This window comes from Paenibacillus sp. 1182 (genome assembly GCF_017833915.1).
Classification (GTDB): Bacteria; Bacillota; Bacilli; order Paenibacillales; family Paenibacillaceae; genus Paenibacillus; species Paenibacillus polymyxa_D.
Window position 1 is genome coordinate 81373 of the sequence record NZ_JAFICR010000005.1, and the last position, 13376, is coordinate 94748.

General features: G+C 46.0%; 11 protein-coding genes. 9 read left to right on the top strand and 2 right to left on the bottom strand.

The genetic code is table 11. The features are described 5' to 3' along the window. Nucleotides 1-143: 143 nt before the first annotated feature. Nucleotides 144-1295: a response regulator gene (locus JOD82_RS11800; protein ID WP_069010770.1), complete on the top strand. Its 1152-nt coding sequence runs from the start codon at nt 144-146 to the stop codon at nt 1293-1295. A 141-nt stretch (nt 1296-1436) separates the two neighbouring features. Here the strand turns inward: JOD82_RS11800 and rpoN are convergent, their stop codons facing one another. After that, on the bottom strand, nt 1437-2756 hold the full coding sequence (rpoN, locus tag JOD82_RS11805; protein ID WP_069010771.1) for an RNA polymerase factor sigma-54: 1320 nt from the start codon (nt 2754-2756) through the stop codon (nt 1437-1439). A gap of 251 nt (nt 2757-3007) precedes the next feature. Between rpoN and JOD82_RS11810 the strand changes: the two genes are divergently transcribed. From JOD82_RS11810 to JOD82_RS11835, 6 genes are all read left to right on the top strand, one after another. After that, a complete protein-coding gene (locus JOD82_RS11810) occupies nt 3008-5800 on the top strand; it encodes a sigma-54-dependent transcriptional regulator (protein ID WP_209949267.1) in 2793 nt (930 codons plus the stop codon). Between the two features lie 200 nt (nt 5801-6000). Beyond that, nucleotides 6001-6420: a PTS sugar transporter subunit IIA gene (locus JOD82_RS11815; RefSeq protein ID WP_013369099.1), complete on the top strand. Its 420-nt coding sequence runs from the start codon at nt 6001-6003 to the stop codon at nt 6418-6420. Nucleotides 6421-6422: 2 nt separating this feature from the next. Further along, on the top strand, nt 6423-6911 hold the full coding sequence (locus JOD82_RS11820; protein WP_013369100.1) for a mannose/fructose/sorbose PTS transporter subunit IIB: 489 nt from the start codon (nt 6423-6425) through the stop codon (nt 6909-6911). Between the two features lie 31 nt (nt 6912-6942). Further along, the gene (locus tag JOD82_RS11825; RefSeq protein WP_013369101.1) at nt 6943-7713 is read left to right on the top strand and encodes a PTS mannose/fructose/sorbose transporter subunit IIC; all 771 of its coding nucleotides are present in this window, start codon (nt 6943-6945) and stop codon (nt 7711-7713) included. Between the two features lie 11 nt (nt 7714-7724). Further along, on the top strand, nt 7725-8567 hold the full coding sequence (gene manZ / locus JOD82_RS11830; protein ID WP_275041127.1) for a PTS mannose transporter subunit IID: 843 nt from the start codon (nt 7725-7727) through the stop codon (nt 8565-8567). 447 nt (nt 8568-9014) lie between these two features. Further along, on the top strand, nt 9015-9167 hold the full coding sequence (locus JOD82_RS11835) for a hypothetical protein (protein ID WP_176715694.1): 153 nt from the start codon (nt 9015-9017) through the stop codon (nt 9165-9167). Nucleotides 9168-9298: 131 nt separating this feature from the next. Here JOD82_RS11835 and JOD82_RS11840 read toward each other — a convergent pair whose 3' ends face one another. After that, complete coding sequence (locus tag JOD82_RS11840) at nt 9299-11101, bottom strand: alpha-glycosidase (protein ID WP_209949269.1); 1803 nt, start codon at nt 11099-11101, stop codon at nt 9299-9301. 151 nt (nt 11102-11252) lie between these two features. Here JOD82_RS11840 and JOD82_RS11845 point away from each other — a divergent pair, with 151 nt between their 5' ends. Both JOD82_RS11845 and JOD82_RS11850 read left to right on the top strand, forming a co-directional pair. Continuing rightward, nucleotides 11253-11927 (top strand): response regulator transcription factor, encoded by a 675-nt coding sequence (locus tag JOD82_RS11845; RefSeq protein ID WP_029514713.1) that lies wholly within the window; start codon nt 11253-11255, stop codon nt 11925-11927. After that, a complete protein-coding gene (locus JOD82_RS11850) occupies nt 11927-13357 on the top strand; it encodes a sensor histidine kinase (protein ID WP_029514714.1) in 1431 nt (476 codons plus the stop codon). Before JOD82_RS11845 ends, JOD82_RS11850 begins: the two co-directional genes overlap by 1 nt. Nucleotides 13358-13376: the final 19 nt, after the last annotated feature.

Genomic DNA, 13376 nt, shown 5'->3' on the forward strand with positions numbered 1-13376 from the left:
CATTCGTCGGAAAAGCTAATGTCACGCCCGCGACGATACGATATATAAAATATAAGAAATTAAAATTCGTAAGGATAAAGCAGATAGCATGTAGATAGAGCATCATGATGGATGGTTGCAGCAGGAAGGGAGCACGGACACAAATGAAGGCGATTTTGATTGATGATGAGAGGTCGGCATTAACCTACTTGGAACGGTTGCTGGAGGCGGACGGACGGTTAACGGTAATGGGGAAATATACGTCTGCACAAGCGGGGCTGGATCATCTGGCGTCAGAACGTGCGGATATTGTTTTTATAGATATCGGAATGCCAGAGATGAACGGTCTGGAGGCCGCCGAGTGGATTCAACAGCTGGATTCCCATATTCATATCGTCTTTGTGACCGCGTACTCGGAATATGCTATTGAAGCGTTCGAGCTGCAAGCACTGGATTACTTGTTAAAGCCCGTTCATGCCCGGCGGCTATCCAAAACGATAGATCGGATTGCAGCCACGCTGGCTGATTCCCGTTCCTCCAGCTTGGGAGTTGCAGCAGAGCAATCCCCCAAGGTACGTTGTTTTCAAAAGCTTGAAATTTTGGAGGTTGGACAGGAAGCCGTAGGAGCGAAACCACTCAAATGGCGCACGTTAAAGTCACAGGAGCTATTTTCCTTTTTACTACACCATGAAGGGGAATGGGTGAGCAAAGAACAATTGCTGGATGCGCTGTGGCCTGAATATCATTTGGACAAGGCTGTTGTTCACCTGCACACGTCCATTTACCAAATTCGCAAGGCGTTGAAAGAACGGATGCAAGATACAAAACTAGAATACAATCTGGATCGCTACCGCTTGAACCGCAATGGCTGGATTACAGATGTAGAGCTATTCGAGCGGGGAATATCCGAATGGGCTGCATCCGGTAGCGGCGGTACGCCGCGTATTGATAGCCTGTTGGCTCTATACCGTGGCAACTACCTGGAGGAGCACGATTACCCGTGGGCGTATGCAAAAAGGGAGAAGCTGCGCAGTATGTATCTGGCATGTGCTTCTGAGCTGGCGAGAGAAGAGCTTCGCTCAGGTCGTACCCGGCAGTCTGTTCAGCGCTTGCTCAGCCTACAGCAGCGGGAGCCGTACTCAGACGATATCTGCAGTCTGCTGCTGACCGCCTATGCCCAACTGGGCGATTATACCGCTGCGCAAAAGCATTATGAAAGCTTCGTCAGAATATTGGAAGATGAGTTGGGTATTGAACCGCAGCAGGTGACGCACCAGTTGTACGTGCAATTGAAAACACAGACGCTACCTGCGTAAACGGCTGTACTGGCTCAGGTCGTATGAATAGGCCAACCAGAGATTACTGGTTGGCCTATTCTATTGGAGATTCTACGAGGGAGGCAGCCGGGAGAATGTGATAGCGCTGCTTTTTAGTTTTCACAACCGCTTGCTGAAGCTTTAATACACTTTTCTCCTGGTGGAGGATAAATACCCCAATTCTTCACGGTATTTGGCTACCGTTCTGCGTGACAGCTCTAGTCCTTCCTTTGCCATCAGCTCTGTGATTGCCTGATCTGAAAATGGTTTTTGCTTCTCTTCACTGTCGATGATCTGCTTTATCCGCATTTTTGCGCTCTCTGATGAAGTAGCATCTCCGTCTTTCGATCCTAGGGCGGAGGTGAAGAAATATTTGAGTTCAAACAATCCACGGGGCGTCTGCATGTATTTATTACTGACCGCCCGGCTGATCGTGGATTCATGCAGGCCGGTTATTCCAGCAATCTCCTTTTGGGTCATCGATTTCAGATGATAAACGCCATGCTCAAAAAATTCCCGTTGCCTATCAACAATAGCCTGGGCCACACGCATCAGGGTCAGGCGGCGCTGCTCAAGGCTATGAATAAGCCATAATGCTGTATTCATCTTCTCACGAAGAAATCGTTTCTCTTCCTCCATTGCCGGCTTTCGAAGCATACTTTGGTAAAAAGGATTAATCCCGACGCGTGGGACTGTGATATCATTAACTGTCACAACGTAGTCGTTTTTGGATTTCTCCACTGAGATATCTGCTATATGATACTGGCGTTCATATGGAGCAAATGCCGCTCCCGGACAAGGATTCAGCTTGCGTATCTGATCGGTCATTTGTTGTACCATGTGAATGTCGATCCCTAGAGCATCCGCGATTTTTTGTATGCGGTTACATGAAAGATTGACCATGTGATGTCGCACGATTTCTTCCAGGTAAACATCATCATTCCCGGCATATCGCAGCTGCAAAAGAAGACATTCCTCCAGACTGCGGGCAGCGATTCCTGCCGGTTCAAAGCCTTGGATCAGGGCAAGTATATTTTCAACCTCATCGGTGGGGACGTCAAGTATTCCGGCAGCTGTATTTACATCCAGCTCAAGGTAGCCTTTTTCATTTAAATTCCCAATTAGAAACATGCCAATCATCTGTTGTAGTTTGGATAGCCCGCGGACCATCCCAAGCTGCGCTTTGAGATGTCTATATAAATTATCTGCGGGATTAGAGACAAAGTCCAGAAGGTCTACCGGATTATCATTTTTTCGTAGCGAATATTCTTCTTCTGTGTTGATTCTTTCGATGGACATATCGATCTCTGCCAAGTCAATGATCGGATTTTCATTTGCTTGCTCATGAAGATATGACATTAGATCGACCGAAGAATATTGAAGAATCGTGATGGCTTGTCGTAATTCTGGAGTTATAGCCAGCCTGAATGTTTGCTCTTGCTGTAATCCGTAGCGTATCATTTTATCTCAGCTCCTTACTGGGAAACAAAAATAACTTTTTATGCAGCTTATTCGTGAAGCTTATGCAATTATACTGCCAACCTTTGATCTTGGAAAAGAAGTGAATGGAATGGGCTGAATTTGAGTTTTGGATAGATTCAATAAAAAGGGTATCAGATTAATGATTAACTTGTCAGTTTATTTTCTTGTAGAGGATTATTTCTTTTTTTATATACTAATTAAATAAGAACTAGTCAGCATGGGGGAATACCGTGAAACGAATTGATGAGATCTTAGAGTATATTGCCAATGGGACAAAGAAACTGTCAGTAGAGGCCTTGCAGGACGGCGGTGGAATTACGGCTGCGGAAATAGCCGATCAACAGAATATGTTAAGAAATAATGTAAGCAAGGAGCTTAATAGCCTACTTCGCGCCGACTTGATTATTAAAATCAAGGGGAGACCCGTCAAGTTTTTGCACAAGCAGGTGATCGAGGAGACCTTTCGGGTTCAGCTTAAAGAGAAACAAATCCAAGTCAACAGTATTCATGAAATATTGCTGCCTGGAGAGCAAGTGGATCCGTTTCACGCCTTAATTGGTTTCATGGGGAGTATGAGGAACCAGGTTGAGCAGGGAAAAGCGGCAATATTATACCCGCCGAAGGGCCTACATACGCTGATTGTGGGACAGACTGGCGTTGGGAAAACAATGTTCGCTAGGTTGATGTATAATTATGGGAAATATATGAAGCGCTTTTCAGAGCAAGCACCGTTTATCGTATTTAACTGCGCTGATTATTACAATAACCCTCAGCTGCTACTTTCCCACATTTTTGGTCATGTAAAAGGAGCATTTACCGGGGCTGATCGGGAGAAAGAGGGACTGGTCGAGAAAGCGGATGGGGGCATTCTGTTTTTGGATGAGATTCATCGGCTGCCCCCAGAAGGCCAAGAAATGATATTTTATTTCATGGACACGAACAGTTACAACAAATTGGGCGAGTCGGAGCGCAAGCGGGAAGCGAATGTGCTGCTCATCGGCGCTACGACCGAAGATCCCGGTTCTTCCATGCTGAAAACCTTTATCAGACGGATACCGATTACGATCAACATTCCTTCCTTGCAAGAGCGAACTGTTGAAGAGAGGTTTTTGATCCTGAAGCATCTCTTTGCAAACGAAGCCCATCGTGTGAACAAGCCTATTAGGGTTGAATTGGAAACTGTAAAAGCACTGATTGGCAGCGTAACCTATGGAAATATCGGTCAGTTGAAATCGAACATTCAGCTTGTGTGTGCCAAAGGATTTTTGAACAGCATACATGAAAATAAGGAAGAGATTGAACTTGATTTTAAAATTTTGCCCGGAAATATCAAGGAAGGTCTATTTAATATGGGGAAGAACCGCAAGGAGATTGCCGAAATGGAGATGGTCAACTCCTCGCTGTATATTACTCCTGAAGGCAGCAAAGGAATGGATGAAGTAGACGCTTTTGAACTGCCGTTCAACTTGTACAAATTGATTGAAGACAAGATAGGGATGCTCAAAGAAGAAGGACTCGACGACAGTTTTATCAATAAGTTTATTACTACAGATGTCAATATTCACATCAAAAGCTTCTATAACCGATTTTATAACATCAAAGGGGGAAGGGAACGGATCCTTAAGATCGTAGGCAGAAATATCCTAGAGTTCGCTGAACAGGTGCAAGAGATGGCTCAAAAAGAATTGAACAGAAATTACAGCGACAGGTTTGTTTATGCCTTCAGTCTCCATTTAAGTGCTTTTTTAAAGCGAATCCGGGAGAAAAAATATGTCAGTAAACAAATCTATGAACCGATGAATGATCAGGATGAAGAATACAGACTGGCACTCATTATCAAGGATTTGATCGAGTCCAAGTTTGAAGTCAGCGTACCCGATGCCGAGACCACCTATGTGGCGATTCTTCTGAAATCGGTAGAAGAGGAGCACCAGGGAAATGTGGGAATCATCGTAGCTGCACATGGCAACAGTACGGCAAGCAGTGTCGTTAGCGTTGTCGACAGCCTGCTGGGGAGCTCAAATATTTGCGCAGTAGACATGCCTTTGGATGTTAGCCCCAGAGAAATCCTGGAAGTTATTGTGGAAAAAGTGAAGGACATTGACAATGGCAGAGGCGTAATGCTGCTGGTTGATATGGGCTCCTTGCTCAATCTTGAAGCAACCATTATGGAACGTGTCGGGATTAAGGTGAAGACTATCGATATGGTTTCAACCCCGCTTGTGTTGGAGGCTGTGCGAAAGGCCAGTATTTTTGATATGAATATAGAGGAAATTTATCAATCTTTGAAGGATTTTCGTGGATATAACACTGGAAATGCTGGAGTGAAAGCGGAAAAGACCAGTAATAAGGTAATCGTGACGGTCTGTTCCTCCGGCAAAGGTGCCGCCGCCAAGCTAAAGGAGTTTGTAGAGAAGGTTGTTTATGACTTAACCGAAGAGAAAATAGTTGTTGTACCGGCAAAGGTCAGGGAATTGGATAAAGTGGTGAAGGATTTACGGGCCAAGCATACGCTTCTTGCGGTGATTGGGGTTAAGCGGCCAAGCGAGCTCAATGTACCGTTTATCCCTTTGGAAAAACTGATCGAGGCAAGCGGTGAACAGGCATTAAGAGAATTGTTGCTCAACAATCAGTTGCCTGTTATGCATGAACACGGAAGCGTGATCGTAAGAGATCTATGTGAGGATACGCTAAAGGAGTTTATGACTTATTTGAATCCTCACAAAATTTTGGGGATTTTGATGAAATTTATCGAGCAGCTGGAACAGGAACTGGAGGCTGATTTCCATTATGCAAAGAAGGTTCAGCTTGCTGTTCATACGGCTCATGCGCTGGAACGAATGGTCATTGGAGAAGGGCTAGTGTATCAGGAGGATGTATCCTTGCTTGACCAACGATTAATCGATGTGGTGAACCGTTCCTGCAATATATTTGCCTCCAGTATTAACATTAAGCTGACTAATGATGAAAAATATTATATTTGCGAAATCCTAAGCGAAGTATATAACTGTATCCCCAAGTAGTGGCGCAAGTGTATAAAACGATGCTGGATGTGTATTAATCATGCGGATAAGGATAATAAGTAGTTGGTGAGAAAAGGCCAAATTCCCGGAGCAGCCGAGGGTTTGGTCTTTTTTTTTGATAGTTAATCGCATCATACAGAATCTTGGCATGAGACTTGCATATAAGTATAGGCGAAGGATGCAAGGAGGGGGTGAAACAAATGATAGGTGTTATTGTTGGCACTCATGGAAAATTTTCTGAAGAGATCCTAAGATCCACGGAAATGATTTTTGGCCATCTGGAAAATGTGGTGGGTGTAACGTTTGAACCAGGTGAAAGTGTTAACGGACTTGTTGAGAAGTACAAAGCGGCCTTGGAAACAATTGATTGGACGGACGGATTGATTTTTCTCGTCGATTTGTTTGGTGGCAGTCCCTATAATGCGGCCAGTAGGATTGTGGCCAGGTATGAAAAAATGGACATTGTAACAGGGGTAAACCTGCCAATGATCGTAGACCTGCTGACTAATAGAGGGCTGGAGAACGTGGAGAATCTAAGTGATCTGGCCATCCGTGCGGGTCAGGATTCAATGAAGTCTTTTCGTGTCATCCGGGACATACAAACAGAGGAGGAATTATAGGTATGGAAATATCATTTGTTCGTATTGATGACCGTCTAATTCATGGTCAGGTGGCTACTGTGTGGGTGAAGGAAACGAAGTGTAACAAAATTATCGCCGTCAGCAATGAGGTCGCTGCGGATACGCTGCGCAAAACCTTATTGTTACAAGTGGCGCCGCCGGGGATTAAAGCTTATGTTGTCACGATTGCGAAAGCGATTGAAGCTTATAACAATCCTAAATATAACGATTTCAAGACCTTGTTCCTGTTTACCAATCCCACGGATGTACTGCGGGTTGTAGAAGGTGGGGTACCGTTTACATCGGTAAATGTAGGTGGAATGTGCTTCAAAGAAGGCAAAACACAAATTACCGGAGCAGTGTCCGTAGACAAGCAGGATGTAGAGGCATTTTATAAATTGCACGAAAAGGGGATAGAACTGGAGATTAGAAAAGTGGCCAGTGATCCTAAAATTAATTTGATTAACAAGCTCCAAAATGTCCAGTTTTAACAACACGTACGCATAAGAGAGGGGGTCAAACATGAGTGTTTTTGAAATCGTAATGGTCACGCTGGTTGCAGCCATTTGCGGAATGGGCAGTGTTTTGGATGAAGGACAGACTCATCGTCCTATAGTTGCGTGTACACTGATCGGTCTGGTCCTGGGAGATCTCAAAACCGGTATTATTCTAGGCGGTACGCTGGAATTGTTGGCTTTGGGCTGGATGAATGTCGGAGCGTCCATGGCTCCGGATGCGGCTTTGGCCAGTGTAGTCTCAACCATATTGGTTATTGTCGGGCACCAATCGATCGGTGCGGGAATTGCCGTTGCGATTCCGATTGCGGCTGGCGGACAAGTGTTAACTATCTTTGTTAGAACGATTACCGTGTTCTTTCAGCATCTGGCAGATAAATATGCCGAATCTTCAAATTTCAAAGGAATTGAATTATGTCACTTCATAGCCCTCCTTCTTCAGGGATTACGCGTCGCTTTGCCTGCCGTATTGGTGGCTATTGCAGCAGAAACCGGTCTGGTTACGACTTTGCTGGACGCGATCCCGGAGGTCATTACAAAAGGGCTGCAAATTGCTGGGGGATTCATCGTCGTTGTAGGGTATGCCATGGTTATTAACATGATGGCAGCCAAATATCTGATGCCTTTCTTTTTCTTGGGCTTTGTCATCGCGGCATTTACAAGCATCAATCTGGTTGGCTTTGGAATCATGGGGGCGGTTCTGGCTCTGCTGTATATCCAGCTCAATCCTAAATATAGCCAGCGCAAAGATCAAGTGGGTGAAATTGAAGAGCTCTAAAGAAATTCTTAATGAAAGAGTGGGGTACTATGGAAGAAAAAAAGTTGACCAAAAGCGATTTAAACAAAATGTTTTTCCGTTCATGGTTCCTGCTGGGCTCGTTTAACTTTGAGCGTATGCAGTCGATTGGTTTTTGTGTCACCTTGATTCCGGCAATCAAGCGGTTATACAGCAAGAAGGAAGACCAAAAAGAAGCACTAAAGCGGCATTTGGAGTTTTTTAATACTCAACCGTTTATCTCTGCACCGATTATGGGGGTAACGGCCGCTATGGAGGAGCAGAAAGCCAATGGCCAGCCGATTGATAATGCTACCATAAGTGGTGTGAAAGTTGGCTTAATGGGACCTTTGGCTGGAGTAGGAGACCCTATTTTCTGGGGAACATTACGCCCCGTTCTGGCTGCATTAGGAGCTTCCATTGCGTTGTCCGGAAGCGTTATCGGGCCTGTCCTATTTTTCTTGCTTTTTAATGTTATTCGCCTGGCCACTAAGTGGTACGGACTGAAATACGGCTACAAAAAAGGGACGGAGATTGTGTCCGACATGTCCGGAAACCGACTGCAAAAGCTTACGGAATCGGCCTCCATCCTGGGACTATTTGTTATGGGCGCCCTGGTATCCAAATGGACTACTCTGAATATACCACTCGAAGTATCCCGATATACCCGTTCGGATGGAGTAGAGGTTGTTACGACGATACAGATGATTCTGGATCAATTGATACCTGGTCTGTTACCTCTCTTGCTGACTTTTTTATGCATGAGACTGCTCAAAAAGAAAGTAAATGCTATAGCTCTGATTTTTGCTTTATTCGCAATAGGAATTATTGGATACGCTCTTGGTGTATTGGCTTAAGCCAATTTGTAAAGTGATCCGGTCAAGCAGCCGTCTCTGACCGGCAACCTGCCGCTTAACTTGTAAACGCTTTAAATTTTACGGATTAAAATATTCAATCATCTACAAGCGAATCTGCTAGCGTTCAACGATAGTCATGAAAGGCTGCTGGCTTGTTGATAGCTGATATAAGCAATGATTCTATATCATTAATCACTACAGGCTCAATGATGGTTTTAAAGCCACATTGAGCCTGTAAAAGCAGGTTCCGCTCTTTTGCTGTTAGTATGTTCGTTGCAATTTCTTGGAGGAGCTTGCCAGCTCGGGTACTAATAGCCTCTTTTCTCTATGATCTGATATTTGCCGAGACCTGTTTTCTTCAGCGGCATATGCATATAGCATATCTCTCCACAGTTAGGTCATATTGAGAGGTTTATGAAGCCATGAAGACTTAAGGAGGCCACTGCATTGGGAAAAAGGAGACGAACTGGCTTTAAGGGCAAAAGAATTAGGGTGGACGTTAGACAATCTTCTTCAGCTCAAACAGGGCAAGGCGGCAATCCCATTTCTATCAATGCTTCAGACGTTGGGGTAGTAAGAACAGATGTTAAAAACAAATAATCGACTTGGATAGAAGCTCATATTTAACGTAAAAAGACCACCAGGAACAAGTTAACTATCTTGTTACTGGTGGTTTTGCTTTTTTTTTCGTATTCGGCAGGTACTTTCATCAGCATCCGCGTCTACATAGCCTATGCCTTGCTTTGCGTCTTGTTGTCGACTTCTTTTGCAGAGTTGATTGATCGCACAGGCGTTGCCTTCAGCACAGCATATCCGTAAGGAGGAAGCTCGGCATGCAGTCCCTTCGGTCCTACGGACCACTGGCTTTCGCCAGAGGCTAATTGCCATTCCTGCTCAGGAATGTCCAATTCAAAAACGTGATCCTCATCGGAACGATTGAGCAGTACGAGCAGCACTTCTTCCCCGCTGCGGCGCTCGTAGGCAAGTGAGGCACCCTCCGGCTGTGCCTCCAGGAAAGTGATGCTTCCTTGGTCACGGAGGACCGGGTGCCCCTTACGAAGCGCAATCAGCTCGCGGTAAAAGTCGAACAGCTCGTGGTCCTGCTTATCGGCATCCCACTCCATGCACTGGCGGCAGCCTGGATCGGCATCTCCATCCAGGCCGATCTCATCGCCGTAAAAAATGCAGGGTGCGCCCATATACGTGAACTGGAACAAAGCAGCCAGCCGCATCAGTCGCTTGTCGCCCCCGCACAGCGTCAGTAGGCGCGGTGTATCATGGCTATCCAGCAGATTGAAAGCAACCTCGGATGCTTGCTGTGGATAGCGGGCCAGCTGTCGTCCGATGGCGTAGGCAAAGCTTTGGGCATCGGTCACTTTTTTGACGAAAAAATCATTCACCGCGTAGGTGAACGGATAATTCATCGTTGCATCGAATTGGTCCCCCTGAAGCCATTCAGACGATTCATTCCACATTTCACCCAAAATGTACGCATCCGGATTGGCCTGCTTGACCGTAGTGCGGAATTCCCGCCAAAAGGCGTGGTCCACCTCGTCTGCCACATCCAACCGCCAACCATCGATGCCGATTTCTTCGATCCAGTGCTTTGCCACATCCAGCAGGTACTTTTTTACCTCAGGATGTTCGGTGTTCAGCTTGGGCATCATCGGTTCCAGCCCGAATGTATCGTACGTCGGTATGCCATCCACCACTTTCAGGGGAAAGCTATGTACATGGAACCAGTCCTTGTAAGGCGAGGCATCGCCTTTTTCCTGGACGTCGACGAACGGTTTAAAAGTACGCCCTGAATGGTTGAACACCGCATCAAGCAGCACCCGAATTCCTCGATCGTGGCAGGCATCGACCAGTTTTTTCAATGTCTTTTTGTCCCCGAAATGTGGGTCCACCTCCATATAATCCTCTGTATCATATTTATGATTGGTCGTCGCCTTGAAGACAGGAGTCATATATATGGCGTTAATTCCCAGCTCGTTCAGGTGGTCCAGGTGATCCAGAATCCCCTGTAGATCGCCACCGAAAAAATTGTCTCTTTGTGGGGTTCCACCCCATGTCTCTGCACCTTCTGGGCTGATGGAGGGGTCACCGTTCGCAAAGCGTTCCGGGAAAATCTGATAAAATACCGCATCCTTCACCCATGCGGGTGGCTTCAGAATATCAATCGGGTTCAAAAACGGATATTGGAACAGTTTATCTGCATTTTCGGGTTCTTGGGTAGTAAAGTCGTCCTCGTTCATCCAAATACGTTCCTCACCGTCTTCTAGCAAAAATCCATATTTCAGCCGACGGTGAGTAGGTTTTATACTGCACTCATAGTAATCAAACCTGCCATCAGTAGCGAATTTGGACATCGGGACAAGCTGTCGGGTGCGGTCCCAATCGTATTTATCTCCGGTGAGAGCATGAACGGTGTTCAGGTCATTTTTCTTCGCACGTAGCCGTAGAAATATCGTTTCATCATTATAACCAAAAGCCCAATTGCGTTTCGGGTGATGGTATATAGCTTCCAGCAGCATCGGGTAGGCCTCCTTTTTTCATAAGCATTCAAATTTGAAAATGTGAAGCGTATGTCGTATAAGATAGTTATTAACCTTTTTAAGTGGGTTATGTACCATAAATGCTATAATGCCCATTACATAAAAGAAAAACGATAAGTAGGTGCTCATGATGAAAACAAATGTGTTATACATCGAAGATGACCAGGATATCGGTGCTTGGACGCATCAGTATTTGGAAGAGCGGAATTACGCTGTAGTATGGCTTCGCAGCGGGGATGGGGCTGTGGAGGCAGCCCGTACGTGCCAACTCGTGATTTTGGATGTGATGTTACCTGGTCTGGATGGATTCACCATAGGGAAACGGCTCAAGAAAGAGTACCCGGAGCTTCCCATTCTCATGTTGTCTGCTCGTACCTCCATAGACGATAAACTGCAAGGACTGGATTTCGCCGACGATTATGTAACCAAGCCCTTTCACCCGGACGAGCTCATAGCACGTATGGAGATTTTGCTGCGCCGATCAGGAACCGTGCCTGAAGAATCCTTACAACTGGGGCATCTCTCTGTGTTCTCTCCTGATAACCGTATTGTGAACCGTGATACCGGGGAGGAAATTACACTGACAGGCAAGCAATATCACATTTTTGCTTATTTACTGCGGCATTTGGGCCAGATTATGACGAAAGAGCAAATGTATGAAGCGGTATGGGGAGATCCATATATCGACGGAGACAAAACTTTAATGGTTCACATCCGACACCTGCGCGAAAAGCTGGAGATTGATCCTGCGACACCTCGCATCATTGAGACGATCCGTGGTGTAGGATATCGGGTGAAAGCATAATGAACAGGACGCGCAAGGGTTGGAGGAGGTTGCATCCCAGCTCTAAGCCGGATCAGGGAGGTCGGTTTCGCAGTTCACTGTTGTTCCGTTATCTGGTCATCATTGTGGTTGCTATGATGCTGTTGCCCATTGTGTTGCCTGCTACAGCCTTGATATATAGCGTGTTATTCAATTGGGGGGCGGGGTCCAAGCCTAAAAACGCTTACTATCCCTCTGCTACCCATACCGAAAATAGCTGGCATCGCGAAGCTGTAGCCTTGAAGGGAGCCACACCAGAGCAAATCTCAGTCCATCTGCGCAAAATACAACAAGATATGTTCCCTAAATCCCAAATATTTTGGGTGGATACCGCAGGGTTAACTAGGTTGGAGTTACCGACCCAACCTAACCTGCCAAAACAATGGAACGCTGCGCAGGCTATAGCTTTTATGAAGCAAGCAAGCTATGAGGGGCCGTTTACGGTAGTAGCCTTTATTGGCGGGGGCAAGAATGATGTAAATCAGGGCTATATGGTATTAAAAGTGCCTCGTTCGTTCTTTGAACAGCCACCTACTGATAGTAGTATGTTGATGTACTATTTCTTTTTTATTGTATTGATTTTGGGCGCTTTTATATCCGTATCTCTTCTGTTTTTTGGAGACATTCGGCGTAGACTGTTGCAGCTTCAGGCCGCCATGTCGCAGCGAGGAGAGGACGGCTTGCCTATTCTTGTTGCCACTGGACGCCCGGATGAAATCGGCAAGCTGGAAGAAGCATTTAATCAGATGGTCGAGCAGTTGGCAGAGAGTCGGGGACGTGAGCGTCAGGAGGAAGAGCTACGGAAGAGACTGGTCGCGGATCTGTCACACGATATTCGGACGCCGCTTACGGTCGTGCGTAGCCATCTGTATACACTAGATGGTGAAAATCTCAGCAGCAGAGGGAAACAGTCGATTACACTAATGGAAAACAAGCTAAAGGACCTTGGGAGTCTGATCGACAACTTGCTGACCTATAATCTCCTATCCAGTGGCAAATACACCATGAATAACACACCGCGTGATATCCTGCGGCTAGTGCGGGAGTGTGTAGCCAGCTGGTATCCGGTGTGGGAGAAGGAGGGCTTTGAAGTGGATATCGACCTGCCTGAGCATAGTATGGTGTGGAATGTCGATGAGCAAGGCTTCCGTCGTCTGCTGGACAATCTCTTTCAAAATGTAGTTCGCCATGCTGCCTCAGGCCGATATATTGGTGTTCAAGTCCAGAAGGATAATGGGACAGAGGCATTGGTTATCACAGATAAAGGGCCTGGTATGGAGCAACAGTCCAGTGAAAAAGGAGCCGGGATTGGGTTGGCGATTACAGAACTGCTGGCTCGCGAAATGAATTTGGAGAGGGAGATTTTCAGTTCATCAGCCGGGACCCGAATCCGTTTTTTAAACAAAACTTAAACTCAGAGTTCCCTTGGCT